18 protein-coding genes are annotated in these 20,915 nt (G+C 60.6%); 3 read left to right on the top strand and 15 right to left on the bottom strand.

Features of this window, described 5'->3' with window-relative positions:
- Window positions 1-79: 79 nt before the first annotated feature.
- The 4 genes from CFBP5499_RS23670 to CFBP5499_RS23655 all read right to left on the bottom strand — a co-directional run bounded on the left by CFBP5499_RS23670 (window position 80) and on the right by CFBP5499_RS23655 (window position 5,858).
- Window positions 80-1,393: an ABC transporter substrate-binding protein gene (locus tag CFBP5499_RS23670; protein WP_080827854.1), complete on the bottom strand. Its 1,314-nt coding sequence runs from the start codon at window positions 1,391-1,393 to the stop codon at window positions 80-82.
- A gap of 144 nt (window positions 1,394-1,537) precedes the next feature.
- Window positions 1,538-2,491 carry a sugar-binding transcriptional regulator gene (locus CFBP5499_RS23665; protein ID WP_080827855.1) on the bottom strand — a complete coding sequence of 318 codons (954 nt, stop codon included), beginning with the start codon at window positions 2,489-2,491 and terminating at the stop codon, window positions 1,538-1,540.
- Window positions 2,492-2,795: 304 nt separating this feature from the next.
- Window positions 2,796-4,646: an ABC transporter ATP-binding protein gene (locus CFBP5499_RS23660; RefSeq protein ID WP_080827856.1), complete on the bottom strand. Its 1,851-nt coding sequence runs from the start codon at window positions 4,644-4,646 to the stop codon at window positions 2,796-2,798.
- 48 nt (window positions 4,647-4,694) lie between these two features.
- A complete protein-coding gene (locus CFBP5499_RS23655; protein WP_080827857.1) occupies window positions 4,695-5,858 on the bottom strand; it encodes a M20 aminoacylase family protein in 1,164 nt (387 codons plus the stop codon).
- A 305-nt stretch (window positions 5,859-6,163) separates the two neighbouring features.
- Here CFBP5499_RS23655 and CFBP5499_RS23650 point away from each other — a divergent pair, with 305 nt between their 5' ends.
- The 3 genes from CFBP5499_RS23650 to CFBP5499_RS23640 all read left to right on the top strand — a co-directional run bounded on the left by CFBP5499_RS23650 (window position 6,164) and on the right by CFBP5499_RS23640 (window position 9,934).
- Complete coding sequence (locus tag CFBP5499_RS23650; RefSeq protein WP_080827858.1) at window positions 6,164-7,873, top strand: peptide ABC transporter substrate-binding protein; 1,710 nt, start codon at window positions 6,164-6,166, stop codon at window positions 7,871-7,873.
- Between the two features lie 137 nt (window positions 7,874-8,010).
- Window positions 8,011-9,021 (top strand): ABC transporter permease, encoded by a 1,011-nt coding sequence (locus CFBP5499_RS23645; RefSeq protein ID WP_080827859.1) that lies wholly within the window; start codon window positions 8,011-8,013, stop codon window positions 9,019-9,021.
- Window positions 9,014-9,934 carry an ABC transporter permease gene (locus CFBP5499_RS23640; protein WP_080827860.1) on the top strand — a complete coding sequence of 307 codons (921 nt, stop codon included), beginning with the start codon at window positions 9,014-9,016 and terminating at the stop codon, window positions 9,932-9,934. Before CFBP5499_RS23645 ends, CFBP5499_RS23640 begins: the two co-directional genes overlap by 8 nt.
- A 68-nt stretch (window positions 9,935-10,002) precedes the next feature.
- Here the strand turns inward: CFBP5499_RS23640 and CFBP5499_RS23635 are convergent, their stop codons facing one another.
- The 11 genes from CFBP5499_RS23635 to CFBP5499_RS23585 form a co-directional block, all read right to left on the bottom strand.
- On the bottom strand, window positions 10,003-10,353 hold the full coding sequence (locus CFBP5499_RS23635; RefSeq protein WP_065117712.1) for a ribbon-helix-helix domain-containing protein: 351 nt from the start codon (window positions 10,351-10,353) through the stop codon (window positions 10,003-10,005).
- Between the two features lie 71 nt (window positions 10,354-10,424).
- Window positions 10,425-10,991, bottom strand: coding sequence for a DJ-1/PfpI family protein (locus tag CFBP5499_RS23630; protein WP_175416867.1), 567 nt, complete (start codon window positions 10,989-10,991; stop codon window positions 10,425-10,427).
- 96 nt (window positions 10,992-11,087) lie between these two features.
- Window positions 11,088-12,485, bottom strand: coding sequence for an amidase (locus CFBP5499_RS23625; RefSeq protein WP_080827861.1), 1,398 nt, complete (start codon window positions 12,483-12,485; stop codon window positions 11,088-11,090).
- A 52-nt stretch (window positions 12,486-12,537) separates the two neighbouring features.
- Window positions 12,538-13,359: an ABC transporter permease gene (locus tag CFBP5499_RS23620; RefSeq protein ID WP_175416866.1), complete on the bottom strand. Its 822-nt coding sequence runs from the start codon at window positions 13,357-13,359 to the stop codon at window positions 12,538-12,540.
- Window positions 13,356-14,306, bottom strand: a complete 951-nt coding sequence (locus tag CFBP5499_RS23615; protein WP_080827862.1) for an ABC transporter permease — start codon at window positions 14,304-14,306, stop codon at window positions 13,356-13,358. Before CFBP5499_RS23615 ends, CFBP5499_RS23620 begins: the two co-directional genes overlap by 4 nt.
- A gap of 193 nt (window positions 14,307-14,499) precedes the next feature.
- Window positions 14,500-16,035 carry an ABC transporter substrate-binding protein gene (locus CFBP5499_RS23610; RefSeq protein ID WP_080827863.1) on the bottom strand — a complete coding sequence of 512 codons (1,536 nt, stop codon included), beginning with the start codon at window positions 16,033-16,035 and terminating at the stop codon, window positions 14,500-14,502.
- Between the two features lie 207 nt (window positions 16,036-16,242).
- Window positions 16,243-17,145: a LysR family transcriptional regulator gene (locus CFBP5499_RS23605; RefSeq protein WP_080827864.1), complete on the bottom strand. Its 903-nt coding sequence runs from the start codon at window positions 17,143-17,145 to the stop codon at window positions 16,243-16,245.
- 177 nt (window positions 17,146-17,322) lie between these two features.
- The gene (locus CFBP5499_RS23600; RefSeq protein ID WP_080827865.1) at window positions 17,323-18,072 is read right to left on the bottom strand and encodes an ABC transporter ATP-binding protein; all 750 of its coding nucleotides are present in this window, start codon (window positions 18,070-18,072) and stop codon (window positions 17,323-17,325) included.
- Window positions 18,069-18,905, bottom strand: coding sequence for an ABC transporter ATP-binding protein (locus CFBP5499_RS23595; protein WP_080827866.1), 837 nt, complete (start codon window positions 18,903-18,905; stop codon window positions 18,069-18,071). The genes CFBP5499_RS23600 and CFBP5499_RS23595 overlap by 4 nt, the downstream gene beginning before the upstream one ends.
- On the bottom strand, window positions 18,902-19,834 hold the full coding sequence (locus CFBP5499_RS23590; protein WP_080827867.1) for an ABC transporter permease: 933 nt from the start codon (window positions 19,832-19,834) through the stop codon (window positions 18,902-18,904). The genes CFBP5499_RS23595 and CFBP5499_RS23590 overlap by 4 nt, the downstream gene beginning before the upstream one ends.
- Complete coding sequence (locus CFBP5499_RS23585; RefSeq protein ID WP_080827868.1) at window positions 19,831-20,898, bottom strand: ABC transporter permease; 1,068 nt, start codon at window positions 20,896-20,898, stop codon at window positions 19,831-19,833. Before CFBP5499_RS23585 ends, CFBP5499_RS23590 begins: the two co-directional genes overlap by 4 nt.
- Window positions 20,899-20,915: the final 17 nt, after the last annotated feature.

Genomic DNA, 20,915 nt, shown 5'->3' with positions numbered 1-20,915 from the left:
CATTAAAGCCGAATAGTGGCTTCCGACCCTGAGAGTTCGCTGCCCGGCACTCGGGGCCGGACAGCGATCTTCGGGAGGATTACTTGATGTAACCGGCGCGCGTCATTTCACGCGTCGCGGTCGACTGGGCGCCCGCAAGCGCATCGTCAACGCTGGACTGGCCGGCAACGACCGCCGAGAACAGCTGACCAACCGTGGTGCCTAGCGCCTGGAATTCAGGGATCGCCACGAACTGTCCACCGGTATAAGGCACAGGCTTTACGGTCGGCTTGGTGATGTCGGCGGCATCCATCGCGGCAAGCGTCGGCTTGGCGAAGGCGGCTGCCTTTTCATAATCGGCATTCTTGTAAAGCGAGGTGCGGGTGCCCGGAGGCACGTTTGCCCAGCCTTCCTTGGAAGCGACGAGCGTGGTGTAGTCCTTGCTGGTCGCCCAGGAGATGAATTTCTCCGCAGCTTCCGCCTTCTGCGAGCTTTTCGGGATCGCAAGGTTCCACGACCACAACCAGTTGCCGTGGTTCTTCAGCTCGCCATGCGTCGGGAAGAGCGCATAACCAACCTTGTCGGCAACGGTGGAATCCTTCGGGTTGGACACGAAGGAAGCGGCGACCGTGGCGTCGATCCACATGCCGCACTTGCCCTGCTGGAACAGCGTCAGGTTTTCGTTGAAGCCGTTGGAGGAAGCACCGGACGGGCCGGCATCCTTCATCAGATCGACGTAGAACTGCAGCGCGCTCTTCCATTCCGGCTGATCGAACTGCGGTTTCCAGTTTTCATCGAACCAGCGGCCACCGAAGGAATTGGTGAGCGCACTGATGAAGGCCATGTTCTCGCCCCAGCCGGCCTTGCCGCGCAGGCACATGCCGTTGATATCGGCCTTGCGCTCGGTAATCTTGCGGGCCGCATCACCGATGAATTCCCAGGTCGGCTTTTCAGGCATCTTCAGGCCGGCTTTTTCAAACAGGTCCTTGCGATACATGATCATGGCGGATTCGCCGTAGAAAGGCGCCGCGTAGAGCTTGCCCTCAGCGGAGAGACCGCCACGGATCGCCGGCAGAATGTCATCCACATCGTATTTGTCGCCGAGCTTTTCGAGCGGCAGCAGCCAGCCCTGCTTGGCCCAGATCGGCACTTCGTAATTGCCGATGGTCATGATGTCATATTGGCCGCCATTGGTGGCGATATCGGTCGTCACGCGCTCGCGGAGAACGTTTTCCTCGAGCGTGACCCATTCGACCTTGATGTCGGGGTTCTTTGCCGTGAAGTCGGAGGTCAGACCCTGCATGCGGATCATGTCGCCGTTATTCACGGTTGCAATGGTCAGCGTCTCGGCGGAAGCAAGGGTCGTAAAGGCGAGTGCCGAGCATGCGCCCAGCAAAATGGTCTTCAATGTCATATCTTCCTCCCAGAAGAAAAATGATGAGCATTCGCTTTGCTCTGGGGCATTTACTCACCCGGAGAGCAAAAATGTCAAGCAACATCCTGTGCTGCGACGCACAGGGAAAAACCAAGCCATTGATTTTGCGTGTTTAATTTTTGCTCAATGTGTGAGCAAATATTCGCCTGCCGCTTCGTCGGTGATGAGGCCGTTCAACAGGCCACCCCTCAACGCCGCCAGAATCGAGGCGTTCTTGCGCGCGCCCTGCGCCATGCCGATGACGGTGCAGGTATCCCGTGAGGGGATGGGAACGGAGGCGACACGCTCGTTGACGGAGTGCTCGAGAATGCGACCTTCGGCGTCATATATCCAGCCGCAGATTTCACCCACCGCACCGCTCGCCATCAGCGCCTTCATCTCATCGACACCGAGGAAACCATCAACGCAGAGCGGCGCATTTTCGCCGAGTTCCCCGACACCAACGAAGGTGACGTTGGCGGCAGCGCCGAGCGCCAGCGTGGAGCGCACCATGGACTGGTCATGCAGCAATTCACGCTCCTCCGCCGACGAGCACAGAACTGGCAGCGGCATCGGGAAATGCCGCGCCTTGATGGCATCGGCCATGCTGAAGATGACGTTGTAATAGGCGGCAGAACCGTCCGGCCCGATATTGCCGGTGAGTGAGACGATGCGATGCTGCGGGCACTCCATCGGCGGCAACTGGTCCACGGCGGCCTTCAAGGTACGGCCGGTGCCGATGGCGAGCACGATGGGATCGGCATTTTTCAGCCAGCGCTCGATTTCCGCCGCGCCCGCCTCGGCGATACCGACGGTGGAGGAAACGCCGGCCGGATCGCTCGGCACCACCTCGATATATTTGAGGTCAAATTTTTGCCTGAGTCGCTCAGCCTTTTCGAGACAGGCGGCAATGGGGTGATCGAGCCGCATCTTGATGAGATGCTCCGCGACGGCGAGCGACACCAGCCGCTGTGCCGATTGCCGGGAAATACTCATGGCAGCGGCAATCTCATCCTGCGTGCGGCCGGCGACATAATAAAGCCAGCCGGCGCGGGCCGCATCATCCAGCCGTCCATGTGCGTCGTTTCGTCTGGCCATGCCGCCGCCCTCTGAGAATTATGCTTGTCGCATTTGCTGGCATTTTTTTGCGTCGGCTGTCAAACGGCGGGATGCGGAAGGGAACGTTCGGTAGGACGAAAAGCTTCGTCGCAGCGGTGCGGCATATTTCTTCTCCCCGCCGGGGAGAAGGTGGCCCGAAGGGTCGGAATGAGGGGCACCCTCTCCGGATTTCGGGACGCTCGCCCCCTCATCCCGCTGCCGCGACCTTCTCCCCGGCGGGGAGAAGAAACCAAGATGCGCCCGCTCGGTCCCTTACGGATCACTCAATTCGGCACGCGCTCAATCAAGCCGCTTCCTGCACCAGATGCCCCGCCGAAACCTCCCGGTAACGCCGCTCAGGCGGCACATAATCCACCGGGCGGATCGGGCTTTTGATCTCGTCCGTGGCCATATTGCGCCGTATCTGCCGCCGCGCCGGGTCCGGCACCGGAACGGCAGACATGAGTTTTTTCGTATAGGGGTGCTGCGGATTGTCGAACACCGCGGCGCGCGGACCGATCTCGACGATCTCGCCGAGATACATCACTGCCACCCGGTGGCTGACGCGTTCGACGACCGCCATGTCATGGGAGATGAACAGGAAGGCGAGGTTGAGGCTCTGTTGCAGGTCGAGCAGCAGGTTGCAGACCTGCGCCTTGATCGAGACATCCAGCGCCGACACCGCCTCGTCGGCAACGATGACCTTGGGATCGAGCATCAGCGAGCGGGCAATGGCGATGCGCTGGCGTTGGCCACCGGAAAATTCATGCGGGAAACGCTTCATCATATCCGGGCTGAGGCCCACCTTTTCCATCAGGTCTGCCGCCTTTTCGCGCGCCTGCGGCTTGGCTCCGAGCCGGTGCTCGATGAAGGGCTCCATGATTGCCGTGCCGATGCTCATGCGCGGATCGAGCGAGGCGAAGGGGTCCTGGAAGATCATCTGCACGCTGCGGCGCATGGTGCGCAACGTCGTCCGGTCGAGTTTCAGCACCTCGTAACCGTCAAGCGTGACATTGCCCGATGTCGGCTCGATCAGCCGGGTGATCGACCGGCCCGTGGTGGACTTGCCGCAACCCGATTCCCCGACAAGAGATAGGGTTTCACCCTCTGCGAGATCAAAGGAGACCTTCTCCACCGCATGCACGGCGCCGGATTTGCGGCCGAACAGGCCGGAGCGGATATCGAAGCGCGTCGTCAGATCCCTGACCGAAAGAATGGGCGTCTTGCCGCCGGACACCGTGTCCTTCGTCTCCACCACCGGCTGGCTCTCGCCGGTCTTGATATCGATGATGGGAAAACGGGCGGGCAGCACTCGCGATCTCATCGAACCCAATTTCGGCACCGCCGAAAGCAGAGCGCGCGTGTAAGGATGGTGGCCGCGATGGAAGATGTCGGCGGTCGTGCCGGTTTCCACCACATCGCCACGGAACATGACAATGGTACGATCCGCCACTTCCGCCACCACACCCATATCATGGGTGATGAACAGGACCGACATGCCCTCCTCTTCCTGCAATTGCTTGATGAGGTCGAGAATCTGGCCCTGAATGGTCACATCAAGCGCGGTCGTCGGCTCATCGGCGATCAGCAGTTTCGGTTTGGAGGCGAGCGCCATGGCGATCATCACGCGCTGGCGCATGCCGCCGGAAAACTGGTGCGGATAATCGTCGAAACGGTTCGCCGCATTGGGAATGCGGACCTTTTCCAGAAGACGGATAACCTCGGCTCTCGCCGCGGATGACGAGATATCCTGATGCACGGTCAGCGCTTCCGCAATCTGTTTGCCGATCGGGAAGATTGGGTTGAGGCTGGTCATCGGTTCCTGGAAGATCATCGAAATGTCCTTGCCGCGAACCTTGCGCATCTCCTCTTCCGGCAGCGCCAGCAGGTCGCGCCCGCCGAGCATGACCTTGCCTTCGATGCGGCTCGTCTTTTTATCGAGCAGCCGCATGATGGACAGTGACGTGACGCTTTTACCCGAGCCGCTTTCACCGACGATCGCCACCGTCTCGCGCGGCGCGATCTCGAAACTCATGTTGCGGACGACGGATTTCCAGCCGCTATCAACGCGGAAGGAGGTGGTGAGATTCTGAACCGACAGAACCGGGCTTACCGAACCGCCGGTCTGTTCCATTGAAGTTGCCGCCAAAAGCATGCCGTTCTCCTGAAAAGCAGAAGGCGGCCATGAAGGCCGCCGGATGTCTTATGCAGCAAGTGCGGTTTCGGCCATCGAAACCCAGTAGCTGATGCCATAAGGCAGTGCATCATCGTTGAAATCGTAAGCCGCATTGTGCAGGCCGGCGGTATCGCCGTTACCGATGAAGATGAAGGCGCCGGGGCGCGCTTCCAGCATGTAGGAGAAATCCTCCGCCCCCATATGCGGGTTGGGATTGGTGTTGACGGCATTGACCCCGGCCACGCCCATCGCCACGCCGGTCGCAAATTCGGTTTCGTCTGCGTGGTTGAAGGTTACGGGATAACCGCGGTCATATTTCACCTCGGCCGTCGCGCCATGCGCCATGGCGGTGGCTGTCGCGACTTCCTTCAGTCGCTTTTCGGCGAAATCGCGGGTTTCCGGCAAAAGCGTGCGCACCGTGCCCGTCAGCGTCACGGAACCGGGGATGACGTTGGAGGCCGTGCCGCCATGGGTGGTGGCGACGGTGACGACCAGCGACTTCAACGGGTCCGTCTCGCGAGAGACGATGGATTGCAGGGCGATGATGATATAGGCCGAGGTCAGCACCGGGTCGACGGAGAGATGCGGAGCGGCCGCATGGCTGCCCTTGCCGGTGATGACGATCTCGAAACTATCCGCCGCCGCCATTGTCGAGCCCTTGCGGATGGCGAATTGGCCGACCGGGATGCCCGGCTCGTTATGCATGCCATAGACCTGCGAAATGCCGAATTTCTCCATCATGCCGTCATTGAGCATGGCAAGCGCCCCTGCCCCGCCCTCTTCGGCCGGCTGGAAAATGACCGCGACGGAACCCTTGAAATTGCGGGTCTCCGCCAGATATTGCGCCGCGCCTAAAAGCATGGCGGTGTGCCCGTCATGGCCGCAGGAATGAGCCTTGCCCGGCGTCTTCGAAGCCCATGGCTTACCGCTGGTCTCGAGGATCGGCAGCGCATCCATATCGGAGCGGAAACCGATGGTCGGGCCATCCCCGTGCCGGCCCTTGATGATGCCGACCACGCCGGTCTTGCCGATACCGGTCTCGACAACGTCGCAGCCGAAGGACGTCAGTTTTTCCGCCACGAATTTCGACGTTTCGAAGACATCATAAAGCAGTTCCGGGTGCTCATGCAGGTGACGCCTCCAGCCGGCAACGTCTTCCTGCATTTCAGCCACACGGTTCAATATCGGCATTCTCTTTATTCCCTTTTTAGTTCCCCGCCGGGTTGTCGGACGACATATTGCGTTTGGAATTTCCGCTTTTGCAAGCATGAATCTTGATAGATGAGTGAAAAATAGGCCGAATGGCAAGCGGCTCAAATTTTGTTCACCAATGCGACTTTTGCGCTTGATTTTCAGAAAAACTACAATAGCATCACCTGAAATGGAGGATTATTCCTCAGTAAAGTCAAATACTTATAATAACAGACTTTGCACATGACGACGGGAAAAGCGTCAAACATTCGAACAGATAAAATCCAAAAAGGGGAAAAATCACCATGAAGAAACGCAGCATTCTCTTTGCCAGCACGGTGGCAGCGATGGCCTTGGCGGGGTCTGTCGCCCATGCCGAGCGCGGCAGTGACGGCGAACTGAAGATCCTGTTCTGGCAGGCCGTATCGACACTTAACCCTTATCTTTCCGCTGGAACGAAGGAAGTCTACAGCTCGTCCATGGTCATCGAGCCGCTCGCGCGCTATGACGAAAAGGGCGAGCTGGTGCCGACGCTGGTGAGCGAGATTCCGACGGTCGAAAATGGCGGCGTCGCAAAGGATCTGCTCAGCATGACGTGGAAGCTGAAAAGCGACGTCAAATGGTCGGACGGCACGCCACTGACCGCTGAGGACGTGATTTTCACCTGGAAATATTGCAAAGCACCGGATGGCGGCTGCGCGCAGGCGGCGCAATATGAAGGCGTGAAAAACGTCGAGGCGATCGATCCCCACACCGTCAAGGTCAGCTTCACCGAACCGAAGCCCTATCCTTACTCCGCCTTCGTGGGCGCGCAATCGCCGGTCATCCAGAAGAAGCAGTTTGAAAATTGCCTCGGTGCTGCCGCCCCCGGCTGCACCTCCGCCAATTTCGGTCCCATCGGCACCGGGCCTTTCATGGTAAAGGATTTCAAGCCGAACGACGTTATCAGCTACGTCGCCAATCCCAATTACCGCGATCCGTCCAAGCCTGCCTTTGCGACCGCCACGCTGAAGGGCGGCGGTGACGCCGCCTCCGCTGCGCGCGCCGTGCTTGAGACGGGCGAATTCGATTATGCCTGGAACATGCAGGTGGAGCCGGAAATTCTGGCCACCATGGTCGCCGCCGGCAAGGGCAAGCTGGAAACCGCCTTCGGCACCCAGGTCGAGCGCATCAACCTCAATTGGTATAACCCCGATCCCGCTCTGGGAGACAAGCGCTCCACCAAGGAAGCCGGTCCCCATCCAGCCCTGTCCGACCCGGCCGTCCGTCGCGCCCTCTCGCTCGCGATCGATCGCGACATCATCGATGAAGCAGGTTATGGCGAAGCAGGCAAACCGACCTGCAACATCGTGCCGGCCCCGGAAGCTGTCGCTTCCACCAAAAATGATAGCTGGTGCCTGAAACAGGATCTCGAAGGCGCGAACAAGCTGCTGGACGATGCAGGTTGGGTCAAAGGTGCCGATGGCATCCGCGCCAAGAACGGCGTGAAGCTTTCCTTCCTCTACCAGACCTCCACCAACTCCGTTCGCCAGGCGGCGCAAGAACTGGTGAAGGACATGTGGTCGCAGATCGGCGTTGCGGCTGAACTGCGCAATGTCAGCGCCTCGGTTTTCTTCGGCGGCGATCCGGCAAGCCCGGACACGTTCCAGAAGTTTTATGCCGACGTTGAAATGTACACCAACAACTTCGACGGAACCGACCCGGAAAAATATCTGGCGGAATGGCTGTGCGACAAGATTCCCGCCCCCTCTAATGGCTGGCAGGGACAGAATGTTCCGCGTTATTGCAACCCGGAATTCGACAAGCTGGTGGGTGTCCTGTCCAGGACGACAGATTTCGCCAAGCGCGGGGAAATCGCCAAGCAGCTGAATGACATGCTGACCGAAGAAGGCGCGCATATTCCGCTCATCCACCGCGGCAGCGTCTCCTCGCATTCGCTGACGCTGGAAGGCGTTCGCATGAATGCCTGGGATTCGGAACTCTGGAACGTCGCGGACTGGTCCCGCAAGAAATAACACGCAGATGCGCCGGCTCCCAAATGGGGCCGGCCTTCTGCATGCCCTGGACCATGATCTGAGGACACATTTGCAGCGTCACGGCGAAGACACTCCCAATTTTCGCCCTGCCGCGCTCTGGGTCTGGAGAGTTTCAGATGTTTACCTTTACGCTCAGACGGCTCGCCTTTGCCGTACCGACGTTGCTCGTCATCAGCTTCGTCATCTTCGCGCTGCTTGATCTGGCGCCCAACGACCCGACCGGCGACCTGCCGCTTACCATCCCGCCAGAGGTGCGCGAGCAGATCCGCGCCTCGCTTGGCCTTAACCAACCCTTCTTCATCCGTTACCTGATGTGGCTGCAGCAATTCTTCATCAACGAACCGCTGAACCTCCTGGAAAAGTTGACCGGCTGGCAGATTGGCGATGGCAGCCGCACGCGGATCCTCTCGTGGGCGACACGCAGCCCGGTGGTCGATCTCGTCATTCAACGCATGCCGCAGACGCTCTGGGTCGTCGGCCTCGCCTATCTCTTCGGCGCGCTTCTGGCGATCCCGATCGGCGTCATCTCCGCCTATAAGCAATATTCGATCTTCGATCAGATCGGCACCTTCATCTCCATGGTCGGTTATTCTGTCCCGACCTTCTTCACCGGCGTGCTACTGGTCGTCATCTTCAGCTCGTATCTGCAATGGTTCCCTTCCGTCTACGACACCAATCTGCAGGTCAGGGACTGGGCGAGTTTTGTGGCGCAGGTGAAACAGATGTTCCTGCCGGTTCTGGTATTGACGCTCTACAACGTCTCACAGATCAGCCGTTTCGTGCGCGCCTCCATGCTCGACAATCTGCATCAGGATTATGTGCGTACCGCGCGTGCCAAGGGCGTGAAGGAAAAGTCCGTTCTGCTGGTTCACGTTCTGCGCAACAGCCTGATCCCTGTCGTGACCGTCATCGCGCTCGGTGTACCGACGATCTTTTCCGGCGCGATCATCACCGAACAGATTTTCCGCGTGAACGGGCTTGGTCAATTGCTGATAACGGCCGTTCAGGGCGCGGACATTCCGCTGGTGCAGACGCTGACCTTCATCTTCGCGGTGCTGATCGTGCTCTTCAACCTGATTGCCGACGTGTTGTACGGCATTCTCGACCCGAGGATCCGCTATGACTGACGCCACCATCGCAGCGCCGACGGTTGCAGCCACACCCACACAATCCGCCCTTGCCGATATCTGGAAACAGTTTCGCGTCCACAAGGGCGGCGTGGCGGGGCTTTTCGTCTTCACCTTCATCCTGCTTGCGGTCTATGTCGGCCCCTATATCCACACCGTTGCGCCCAACGCCCTCAACGTGAAGGCGCGCAACCAGTGGCCGTCGCTGGCACATCCCTTTGGCACTGATAATCTCGGCAAAGACATGCTGGCGCAGGTTCTGGCCGGCGGGCGCATCTCGCTTGCTGTCGGCATCACCGCCATGCTGCTGGCGCTGTTTCTCGGCACGCTGGTGGGCGTGCTATCAGGTTATTTCCGCAGGCTCGATGGGCCGCTGATGCGGTTGACAGACCTCTTCCTGGCCCTGCCGCTTTTACCGCTACTGCTCGTCATCCTGATGCTGTTCCGCGATACGCTGCGCACCGCCTTCGGCCCGGAAACCGGTATCTTCATCCTGATCGTCTTCGTTATCGGGATAACCAGCTGGATGCATACCGCGCGTATCGTGCGCGGTGATGTGCTGACAATCAAAAGCCAGGAATTCATCATGGCGGCGAAATCGAGCGGCATGCGCGAATATCGCATCATCATCAGGCATATCCTGCCGAATGTGCTGAGTTCGATCATGGTCTCGGCCACGCTCGGCATTGCCGCCGCGATCATCACGGAATCGGCGCTATCCTTCCTCGGCCTCGGTTTCCCGTCCGATTTCCCGACCTGGGGGCGGCTATTGTTCGATGGTGCCAACTTCCTGCAATTAACGCCCTCGCGTGTGTTGTGGCCGGGGCTGGCGATTTCACTGACGGTCCTGAGCGTCAACTACATCGGCGACGCCGTGCGTGATGCGCTTGACCCGCGGGCGCTGAAGAGCTGAGCCGCCGCATCCCTGCGCTTGTCACAGGGATGAGGTGGAGTGGATGTCGCGGCACAAAAAAGACGCGCCTAGTGGTAATTCACCTTCTCCGCATCGAGAATGCTGTCCGCATCCAGCGCCGCAATCGGAATATCTGTCCGTGCCGGAATATCGCCGGAGAGTTGAAGCGCAAGATAACGCCCGCAGCAGACCCGCAGGAACGAGGTGAAGTTGCCGAGATCGTGCCCGGCATCGATCGATTCATTATAAAGCTTGGCGATCAGCTGAACGCTGTTCATGCCGTCGCGGCGCGCGATCTCGTCCAGTGTCGTCCAGAAGAAATTTTCAAGCCGCACACTGGTCACCATGCCATCGATCCTGAGCGACCGTGTATGGCTTTCCCAGAGTGTCGGGTCTGCTTTGATGAAAAGCTTGCACATGGTTTCCTCCCTCACCACGCTCAAAAACATAGGCGGAAAACGGGGCCGGCAAAAGCCCCGTTTCGCTGGTCTTATTTGCCGAGCACCGCCATGAATTGCGAAAGCCAGGCCGGATGCGCCGGCCATGCGGGCGCCGTCACCAGCTTGCCGTCGGTGAGGGCGGCATCGATGGCGATATCGGCATAGGTGCCGCCCGCCTGCTCCACCTCGGGGCGGCAGGCGGGATAGGCCGAGCAGGTGCGGCCCTTGAGCACACCGGCGGCCGCCAGCAATTGCGCACCGTGGCAGACGGCCGCCACCGGCTTGTCGGCCTCGAAAAAGTGTTTCACCGCCGCCAGCACGTCCGGATTAAGGCGGAGATATTCCGGCGCGCGGCCGCCCGGAATGACCAGCGCATCGTAATCCGCCGCCTTGATATCAGCGAAGGTGGCGTTGAGCGCGAAATTGTGGCCGCGCTTTTCCGAATAGGTCTGGTCGCCTTCGAAATCGTGGATGGCCGTGGCGATGGTCTGGCCCGCCTTCTTGCCGGGGCAGACGGCATGCACCGTGTGGCCGACCGCAGCCAAGGTCTGGAACGGCACCATGGTCTCATAGTCCTCGGCGAAATCGCCGGTGATCATCAAAATCTTCTTCGGCATGTTTGCTCCTCCCATTTTCGAATGCCTTTCAGTACCCTAACAGGCAGGACGGAGATGCGGGTATTATGGCAATACTACATGTCCAGAAAGGCACGATCAGCGACGCTGTGGCGGCTCCGGCCAGCGCCGCACACCACCGCCCCAGCTCTCGAAGGCCTTCGAAAGCCGGAGCACAAACAGGTCCTCATAACGTGGGCCGACGATCTGCAACCCGATGGGCATTCCGGATGTCGAGAAGCCGCAATTGATCGAGGATGCCGGCTGTTCCGACATGTTCCACGGCACGGTGAAGGCAATATGTTCGAAGGGCCGCTCGGGGTCGTTGGTGGGCGAGGCCCAATCTGCGGGGTAGGAAACGATGGGATTGACGGGCGAAATCACCACATCAACCGATTGCATCAACCGTCCGCAAACCTTACGCATTTCCATGGTCTGGTTGAAACCGAAAACGGCACGCGCGCCGGAGACATCAGCGCCCTTTTCCGCCCATTCGTGAATATAGGGAAGGATCGCAGCACGGCGATCCGCGCTCAGCGCCGCCATGTCGCCCCAGAATTTCGCGCGCCAGAAATCATCCAGCCCATCCAGCATATCCCGCGTCAGCACGGGCTCGACCGGGATGATGATGGCGCCTGCCGCCTCGAACAGCTTGGCTGCCGCCACCACTGCGTCGCGCACCTCTTCATTGAGCGGTAGGCCGCAGCCGGCATCCAGCATCAGGCCGATTTTCAAGCCCTTCACATCGATATCGAGATTCATCCAGTCGATGGCGTTTGGCGGCAGCGATGTGCCGTCGCGCCAGTCCGGGCGGGAGAGCGTTGCCATGGCATAAGCGGCATCCGCGACGGTGCGGGTCATCGGCCCGGCGCAGCGGCCGGTATAATAGGGATCGACGGGTATGCGACCCTGACTTGGCTTGAAACCGAACAGCCCGGTCCACCCGGCCGGCAGCCGCACCGAGCCGCCAATATCCGTGCCGATATGCAGCGTGCCATAACCCGCGGCACCCGCCGAGGCCGCACCGGCACTGGAGCCGCCGGGGTTCTGGGTCGGATCCCAAGGGTTGCGGCTAAGCTTGTGGAAGCTGGAGAGGCCGGAAGAGAGCATGCCGTAATCCGGGCAGGTCGTCTTGGCATAGAGGATCGCGCCGTCTTCGCGGCAGCGGGCAGCCACCGGTGCGTCCTCCAGCGCCGGCACCAGTTCCACCGCCTTTGTGCCAAGCGGCACGGGATGGCCTTTCGTTGCGATGAGTTCTTTCAGCGAGACGGGAAGTCCATCAAGCGCACCGAGCGTTTCGCCGCTGTGCCAGCGCTGCGTCGAGGCTGCCGCCTGCCTGCGGGCATCTTCCGGGTCATAGGCGTAAAGCGCATTCACGATAGGCTCGAAAGCCTCGATCCGCGCTTCCACCGCCTGCCAGTATTCCGAGGGCGACAGCTTCTTTTCCCGGTAGAGCGCCAGGATTTCGAGCGTGTTGAGGTCTATGAGATCGGTCATGGCATCGTCTCGTCATAAAAACAGAAATAGGGGCGGTATCGGCTTGAGGCCGTCAGCTGGTATCGCGCGGGTCAAGCAGATCGCGCAGGCCGTCGCCGAGAAGATTGAGGCCGAAGACGGCGAGCGCAATGGCAAGGCCCGGCATGATGGCAAGCCAGGGGGCCGCACCGAGATAGGTCTGGGCATCCGCCAGCATCCGCCCCCAGGTAGCGGCGGGCGGCGGCATGCCGAGACCGAGGAAGGAAAGGCCTGCTTCCGTCAATATTGCAAGACCGAGCTGGATCGTCACCTGCACGATGATCTGGTTGGAGATATTCGGCACGATATGAAAAAGCGTGATCTTGGCGCGGTTCTGGCCGATGCTGGTGGCGGCGGTGATATACTCCCGCGCCCATATCTGCAGCGCGGCACCCAGCGTCAGCCGCGCGAAGACCGGCACCATGAAGGTGGCGATGGCGATGATGGCGGTAAAGCGCCCCGTGCCGATGAAGGCGCCGAGCATCATGGCCGAGAGGATCGGCGGCACGGCGAAGATGATGTCGCAGATGCGCATGATCACGGTTTCGGTAAAGCCGCGCAGGGCTGCGACCGCAACACCGATCGTCGTGCCGATAAAGGCGCCGATGGCGACGGCGGCAATGGCGGTGGAGAGCGAGTTCCACGCACCGGCCATCAGCATGGAGAGCACATCGCGGCCGAAATGATCCGTGCCGAGACCGCCATAAACCAAGGGCGATTTCAGCTTCTGGACGATCTGTATCTTGGTTGGCGAAAGCGGCGTCCAGACCAGCGACAGCAAAGCGACGGCGACGAGAAAGCTGGTGACGGCGATGCCGACAACGAAGGCCGGGCGGCGGCGGATAAATCGCATCATCGCGCACCTGCCCGCAATCTCGGATCGATGAAGAGATAGGCGATATCGACCACGAAATTCATGATGATGACCAGCGCCGAGAAGAACAGCACGACGGATTGCATCACCACGATATCCCGCTGCGTCAGCGCCTGATAGGCAAGCCGCCCGAGACCCGGCAGGTTGAAGACATTTTCCACCAGCACCGCACCGGCAATGAGAAAAGTGAATTGCAGGCCGATCATGGTGACGACGGGGATCATCGCGTTCGGCACCGCATGCCGCCACAGCGCCACCCGCTCGCTTAAGCCCTTGGCCCGGGCGGTGCGCACGAAATCCTCGTTCATCACCTCCAGCACGGCGGAGCGGCAGACGCGGGTGAGAACACCGGCCTGCGACAGCGCAAGGGCGATTGCCGGCAGCACCAGCGCCACAAGCCCTGCCGAAAAGCTTGGGCTCCAGCCGGGAAAACCACCCGATGGCATCCAGCCGAGCGTGGTGGAAAAAACGATGATGAGCAGCAACCCAACCCAGAAGCCGGGCACGGCAATGCCCACATGGGAGAACAGCCCGGCCGCAAAATCCAGCGCCCCATTGCGGTTTTTCGCTGCGGCGACGCCGAGCGGAATGGCAATAGTAACAGACAGGCAGATGGCGAGCAGCGCAAGCGGCAGGGTGACGGCCAGCCGCTCGATGATCAGTCCCGCCACCGGCACGCCATAGGTATAGGATTGCCCGAGATCGCCCCGGAAGACACCAGCCAGCCAGTGGAGGTAACGCAGCGGCAAGGGCTGATCGAGACCCATCTGCTTTTGCAGGGCCGCCAGCGTATCCGGGCTTGCCGAAGTGCCGAGCATGATGGCGGCCGGATCACCCGGCAACAGACCCATGACGAGATAGATGATGAGGGAGACGGCAAACAGCGTGATGACGAGGCTTACGAGACGCCGGATGAGGACGGCTAACATCTGGCATCTGCTCCTTGCGTGGTTTTGTTTGCTTTGGCGTCTGCCACTCTGCTTCCCGTCATTCCGGCCTTGAGCCGGAATCCAGCCGTCGCGCGTCTGCGCGGCGAAGAGAGTCTTTTCAGCCCAAGGACTTGTGCTGAACTGGATGCCGGATCAGGTCCGGCATGACGGAGATGGAGAATATCCGCAAACCCTACTCTTCCCAATGCACTTCCGTCAGCACATTGGAGGGAATAGGCTCGTTTTCCCACAGCCCCTTCACCTTCCTGTCCCATACGCCAAGTTTGGGCATCACGAACAGGAACAGCGCCGGCACATCTTCGGCTAGGATTTTCTGGGCGTCACCATAGAGCTTCTCTTGCTTGCCGGCATCCGCCGTCTTTTCCACATTGGCGATGACCTCGTTGAAGGCCGGGTTCTTGTAGTTGAAGTAGTACGGATCGCGGGCATAGATATCGATATCCATCGGCTCGGCATGGGCAACGATGGTCATGTCGTAATCCGCGCCCTTCAGGACATCCGCCACCCATTTGGCCGGAAACTCGGTAGTCTCGATGGTCATGGTGACACCGATTTCGGCCAGCATCGCCTGCAGGATTTGCGAGGTGCGCTGGGCATAGGCCATTTGCGGGGCTTTGATGGTGAAGCTGAAACCATCGGCATATCCCGCTTCCGCAAGCAGCGCCTTGGCCTTGTCTATATCGAAGGGGTAGACGCCAGTCGTATCGACGTATCCGCGGTCATTCGGCGTATAGTGGCTGCCGATGGCCGTGCCGTAACCGGACCAGGCGCCTTCGATGACCGTGCCGCGATCCACCGCCATCATCAGCGCCTGGCGCACACGCTTGTCGCTGAAGGGTTTGCGGGCATTGTTCATGCCGGCCACGACCTTCAGCTCGGTATTGCCGACAAAGGTGCCGAGGCGCTTATCGCCGTCAAAGGAGGTCATCAGTTCCGGCGCGCCGAATTCCGGGAAGGCATCGATATCGCCTGATTTCAGCGCCGCCGCCTGCGCCTGCGGATCGGCGACGAAGCGGAAGGTCGCCTTGTCGAGCTTTACCGCCACGGCCTTGTCCCAATAGGCGGCGTTCTTTTCCAGCTCCACCTTGTCGCCCTTCGCCCAGCTGACGAATTTGAACGGGCCGGTGCCGACGGGCGCGGTGCGATTATTGTCAGCGCTCTTCGGCGCGACCATGACGGAGGCTGGCCAGCCGAGCCAGTAGATGAGGCTGCCGGCGGGCTGCTTCAGTTTCAGCACCAGCGTGTCCGCGTCCGGCGTCTCGATGCTGTCGATTGCCGCAAAGAAGCGCTTCTGCGGGTTGACGGAAGCTTCTCCGCGCGCCCGGTCCAGCGAAAACTTCGCGACGGCGGAATCGAACGCCTCGCCGTCATGGAAGGTCACACCCTTGCGCAGCTTGAAGGTGTAGCTCTTGCCGTCAGGCGAAATCTCCCAGCTTTCGGCAAGCTGCGGCTTCACCTTGCCCTTGCTGTCGATGGTGACGAGACCTTCGAAAATATTCTGCCAGGTGACCTGACCGATCGCGACGGGGGCGGCAATGGTCGGATCGAGACCGGTCGGCTCCACCGTCATGCCGAGCGTCAGGGCGGTTTTCGGCGCGGCTTGCGCCTCCGCAATCGAAAGCGGCAGCCAGAGCGCCGTGCCCAGTGCGAGCGTCAGCGCGGCACGGCGGGAAAGCCTTGCCGCCTGCGAAAGATAAATGCGTGGCATCCTTAATCCCCTGTCTGGCGGCCGGGGCATTTTTGCCCTTCCAAAGACCACCCGTTGCAAAAAGAGTGTCATGTTGCAGGCGCACACACAATCTCCGTTTTTGTGTGCTCCGTGTAGCTGAAATGGCTACACGGAATTGCGGGTGGAAATCAACCTTGTGGGCAATTCCCGAAGCTGGCTAATTCCTCTCCCCGCCGGGAGAAGAAACTACCCCGCCGTCGCCTCACGCATGAAACGCTCGATGAAATCGGCAAGCTTGGAGGCGGCGAAAGAAAGCTGCCGGTCGGGAGCAACACAGAGATCGATCTGGGTGTGGATGCCCTTCTTGCCGGAAAGCGGAACGGCGACCATCTGGCCGCTGCGAATTTCGCGCGCCACCGAAAGCGCCGGCAGCAGCGTGGCAGCGGCATGGCCGAGCACCAGCTCCTTCAACATCTCCAGCGAACTGGTGATGAAGACGGGATCGAGCTCGATGCCGGCATCGGCAAACAGCGCATCGAAGGCCTGCCGCGCCGCAAAACTCTTGTCCGGCAGGGCAAGCGGCAAGCCAGCCAGTTCCTTCAGCGAAACTTCCGGCTGGGCGGCGAGCGCGTGGCCGGCGGGGAAGATGACATCATAGCTGATGCGGGTGCGCGAGCGCACCTTCACGCCGGAAACCTTCGGCGCGAACAGGCTGACGACGAGGTCTGCTTCCGCCGCACCCAGCGCCTCCATCGCCTGCCGGGCGCTGGTAATATGCACCTCGAACCGCAATTTTGGGAATTTCAGGCTGAACTGCGCCAGCACCGGCGCCAGAAGGTTCGCCACCGTCGCGCCATTGGCATAGACCGTGACCCGGCCGCGCTGCAGGCCTTTGAGATCGTCGATCAGCTGGTGCACATGGTCGAGTTCCCGCAACGTCTTGCCAGCGCGTGCGGCGAGCAGCTCTCCCGCAGCGGTCAGCTTCACGCCCCGGCTGGAGCGCTCCACAAGCGGCGAGCCAAAATAATATTCGAGGTTCTCGATCTGACGGCTGACCGCCGTTGGTGCGACATTCAGGTTTTCCGCCGCGGCGCGCATGGAATTGGTGCGGACGAGTTCGTCGAAATACATCAAGGCGCGCAGTTGCATGGGGTGGATACCTTGTTTTGGCCGACACTGTCCGTCATGCCGGGCTTGACCCGGCATCCAGCGCGATCAAAGACTTGATCGCAATAGAGTCTCTAACCGTGCAGACGCGCGGTCTCTGGATTCCGGCTCAAGGCCGGAATGACGGAATATGTCATTTGACCTGACTATAGCGGCAGTTCAAGCGCGTTTGAAACCCTCGCTCGCCACCAGCAGCTGCCTTGTATAATCCGCGCTGAACTCGCGGCTTTCCAGCGCCTCGGCTTCCAGCATTTCCACCACCTTGCCGCTTTTCATCACCGCGAGCCGATCGCACATATGGCTGATGACGCCGAGATCGTGGCTGACCATGACGAAGGTGAGGTTGCGGTCCTTGCGGGCCTGTTCCAGAAGGTTGAGGATTTCAGCCTGGATGGAAGCATCGAGCGCCGAAGTCGGCTCATCCAGCAACAGGATTTTCGGCTCGACGATCAGCGCGCGGGCAATGGCGATGCGTTGCCGCTGGCCGCCGGAAAGCTGGTGCGAATAGCGGAAACGGAAACCGGAGCCGAGGCCCACCTCGTCCAGGGCGCGGGCGATACGCTGCTCGCGATTGTCGAGACCATGGATGACGAGCGGTTCGAGCAGCAGCGCATCCACCGTCTGGCGGGGGTGCAACGAGCCATAGGGGTCCTGAAACACCATCTGCACGTCGCTATAAAAGCTCTTGTCGCGGTGCTTGCTGGAATAGGAGCGCCCCGCCACCATCAGCGAACCTTCATCGAAATGGTTGAGGCCGGCAATGGCGCGCAGCAGGGTGGATTTGCCGGAACCGGATTCGCCGACGATGCCGAAGGATTCGCCCTCGGCGACATCGACGCTGACGCTGTCGAGCGCGATGTAACCGTCGAAATCCACCACCATGTCTCTGATAGAAAGAACTGTGCTCATGCGCGCCACTCCGGCTTGCGTTCCAGAACGGGCAGCGGATGCCGGTGGCCGCCGATCTGCGGCAGGCAGTTCAACAGGCCCTGCGTATAGGGGTGCTTCGCTTCCTTCAGATTGGCGGAAGACAGTTCCTCCACCACCTTGCCGGCATACATGACCAGAACACGGTCGCAGAAGGAGGAGACGAGTCTCAGATCATGGCTGACGAAGATCAGCCCCATGCCACGGTCGCGCACCAGCTTGTCGAGAATGTCGAGCACTTCCAGCTGCACCGTCACATCGAGCGCCGAGGTTGGTTCGTCGGCGATCAGAAGCTCCGGACCGCAGACCAGCATCATGGCGATCATGACACGCTGACCCATGCCGCCGGAAACCTCGTGCGGATAAAGATCGAAGACGCGCTCGGGGTCACGGATCTGCACGGCTTCGAGCATCGCAAGCGTGCGCTGGCGCGCTTCGCTTGAGCTGATATTCTCATGCGTCCGCAGGGTTTCCATGATCTGGCGGCCGATAGTCATGACCGGGTTCAGCGAATATTTCGGGTCCTGCAGGATCATCGCCATGCGCTTGCCGCGCATGATCCGCCGCTCTTTTGCGGAAGCCTTTAGCAGATCGATATCACCGAAACGCAGGGTATCAGCCTCGATGCGCGCGCTTTTCGGCGTCAGCCCCATGATGGCGCGGCCGGTCTGCGACTTGCCGGAGCCGGATTCGCCCACGATGCCGAGGCGCTCGCGCCCAAGCGTGAAGGACACGCCGCGCACCGCTTCCACCAGCCCGGTGCGGGTGGGGAAGGACACACGGAGATTATCTACGGTCAGAAGCGGCGCGCTCATTGGTTCGCCTCCTTGGGATCCAGCGCATCGCGCAGGCCATCGCCCAGCAGGTTGAAACCAAGGCTGACGATCAGGATCGCGATACCCGGCATGGCCGCAACCCACCATTGATCGAGAATGAAACGGCGGCCCGAGGCGATCATCGCGCCCCATTCCGGCAGCGGCGGCTGTGCGCCGAGACCGAGGAAGCCGAGGCCGGCGGCGGTGAGGATGATGCCGGCCATATCCAGCGTCACACGCACGATGAGCGATGACAGGCAGAGCGGCATGACGTGCTTCAGCACGATGCGGAACGGCGATGCCCCCATGAGCTTCACCGCGGCGATGAAATCGGAATTGCGGAAGGTCATGGTTTCAGCACGGGCGATGCGCGCATAGGGTGGCCACGAGGTCACCGCAATGGCCAGCACCGCATTTTCGATGCCCGGCCCGAGCGCCGCCACCAGCGCCAACGCCAGAACAAGTTTCGGAAAGGCAAGAAAGATATCGGTGATGCGCATCAGAATGGCATCGACCCAGCCACCGGCATAACCCGAGACGGTACCGACGATGAGCCCTATGGGTGCGGCGATGATGGCCACCAGCAACACCACGAACAAAGTGAGCCGCGAACCGTGAATGAGGCGCGAGAGAATATCGCGCCCCTGATCATCGGTGCCGAGCAGGTAGCCTTCCGTGCCGGGTGGCAGGAGCCGAGCATTGCGCAGGTCACCCTGCACCGGGTTATGCGGTGCCAGCACATCGGCAAACAGCGCGACGAACAGCAGCGCGATGATGATGGCGAGCCCAAGCAGTGCCAGCCGGTTTTCCGAAAACCGCCGCCAGATGACATAGGCACGGCCAAGGCGCGCCTGTTTGCGCGAGGCCGGCCGGTCGGAGAGCAGCCACTCACGGCTATAGGGTCTGAGTGTATCGGTCGAAATTGTCATCGGCTGCGCGTCCTTGGATCGAGCGTCCGGTAAAGCAGATCGGAGAAGAGATTGATGCCGACGAAGATGGTGCCGATCACGATCGTGCCGCCAAGAACGGCATTCATATCCGCATTCTGCAGGGAATTGGTGATGTAGAGGCCGAGCCCCGGCCAGGCGAAGATGGTTTCGGTCAGCACCGAACCCTCCAGCAGACCGGCGTAAGACAGCGCAATGACGGTCACCAGCGGCACGGCGGCATTGCGCAGCGCGTGGAACCATATGATGCGCGTTTCCGAAAGCCCCTTGGCACGGGCCGCGACGATATATTCCTGGCCAAGCTCGTTCAGCATGAAGGAACGCGTCATGCGGCTGATATAGGCCAGCGAGAAATAACCAAGCAGAGAGGCGGGCAGGATGATGTGGCGGAACAGATCCCACAACACGTCCCATTGCCGTTGCCAGATCGCGTCGATCAGGAAGAACCCCGTCACCGGCGTGAAAGTGAATTCATAGACGATGTCCATGCGGCCGGGATAAGCGACCCATTGCAGCCGGGCGTAAAACACCAGCAGCGCGAGTAGGCCGAGCCAGAAGATCGGCACGGAATAGCCGATGAGGCCGATGACGCGCACGACCTGGTCGGCAAAGCTGCCGCGCTTGACGGCGGCAAGCACGCCGAGCGGAATGCCGAAGACGGCGCCGATGATCGTGCCGATCGTGGCAAGCTCGATCGTCGCCGGAAACACCCGCTTGATATCCTCCATGACAGGATTGGTGGTGAGGACGGAGATGCCGAAATCACCCGAAAGCGCCTGCTTCAGATAAAGCAGAAATTGATGCCAGAGCGGCAGGTTGAGGCCGAGCTGCTCACGCACCCGCTCGACCACATGCGCAGGCGCACGGTCGCCGACGATCGCCAGTGCGGGATCGATCGGCACCACGCGGCCAATGAAAAATGTGACCGCCATCAACCCCAGAAAGGTGGTGATGACGGTGACGGCGAAGCCGAGAATGGCCTTGGCACGGGCGTTGGCACGGCGTTTGCCCTGCCTCGCCCGGCTGTTTGCTTCAACGATGCTCAAGAGACCGATCCTTCCGG

The organism is Agrobacterium tumefaciens (assembly GCF_005221325.1).
Taxonomy (GTDB): domain Bacteria; phylum Pseudomonadota; class Alphaproteobacteria; order Rhizobiales; family Rhizobiaceae; genus Agrobacterium.
The sequence above is the reverse complement of the archived record's forward strand: the minus strand, read 5'-3'. Positions and strand labels throughout refer to the sequence as shown.

Coding starts and splice junctions, on each gene's coding strand:
- CFBP5499_RS23670 (WP_080827854.1), bottom strand. CDS start 1,393: ATGACATTGAAGACCATTTTGCTGGGCGCATGCTCGGCACTCGCCTTT.
- CFBP5499_RS23665 (WP_080827855.1), bottom strand. CDS start 2,491: ATGGCCAGACGAAACGACGCACATGGACGGCTGGATGATGCGGCCCGC.
- CFBP5499_RS23660 (WP_080827856.1), bottom strand. CDS start 4,646: ATGCTTTTGGCGGCAACTTCAATGGAACAGACCGGCGGTTCGGTAAGC.
- CFBP5499_RS23655 (WP_080827857.1), bottom strand. CDS start 5,858: ATGCCGATATTGAACCGTGTGGCTGAAATGCAGGAAGACGTTGCCGGC.
- CFBP5499_RS23650 (WP_080827858.1), top strand. CDS start 6,164: ATGAAGAAACGCAGCATTCTCTTTGCCAGCACGGTGGCAGCGATGGCC.
- CFBP5499_RS23645 (WP_080827859.1), top strand. CDS start 8,011: ATGTTTACCTTTACGCTCAGACGGCTCGCCTTTGCCGTACCGACGTTG.
- CFBP5499_RS23640 (WP_080827860.1), top strand. CDS start 9,014: ATGACTGACGCCACCATCGCAGCGCCGACGGTTGCAGCCACACCCACA.
- CFBP5499_RS23635 (WP_065117712.1), bottom strand. CDS start 10,353: ATGTGCAAGCTTTTCATCAAAGCAGACCCGACACTCTGGGAAAGCCAT.
- CFBP5499_RS23630 (WP_175416867.1), bottom strand. CDS start 10,991: ATGCCGAAGAAGATTTTGATGATCACCGGCGATTTCGCCGAGGACTAT.
- CFBP5499_RS23625 (WP_080827861.1), bottom strand. CDS start 12,485: ATGACCGATCTCATAGACCTCAACACGCTCGAAATCCTGGCGCTCTAC.
- CFBP5499_RS23620 (WP_175416866.1), bottom strand. CDS start 13,359: ATGATGCGATTTATCCGCCGCCGCCCGGCCTTCGTTGTCGGCATCGCC.
- CFBP5499_RS23615 (WP_080827862.1), bottom strand. CDS start 14,306: ATGTTAGCCGTCCTCATCCGGCGTCTCGTAAGCCTCGTCATCACGCTG.
- CFBP5499_RS23610 (WP_080827863.1), bottom strand. CDS start 16,035: ATGCCACGCATTTATCTTTCGCAGGCGGCAAGGCTTTCCCGCCGTGCC.
- CFBP5499_RS23605 (WP_080827864.1), bottom strand. CDS start 17,145: ATGCAACTGCGCGCCTTGATGTATTTCGACGAACTCGTCCGCACCAAT.
- CFBP5499_RS23600 (WP_080827865.1), bottom strand. CDS start 18,072: ATGAGCACAGTTCTTTCTATCAGAGACATGGTGGTGGATTTCGACGGT.
- CFBP5499_RS23595 (WP_080827866.1), bottom strand. CDS start 18,905: ATGAGCGCGCCGCTTCTGACCGTAGATAATCTCCGTGTGTCCTTCCCC.
- CFBP5499_RS23590 (WP_080827867.1), bottom strand. CDS start 19,834: ATGACAATTTCGACCGATACACTCAGACCCTATAGCCGTGAGTGGCTG.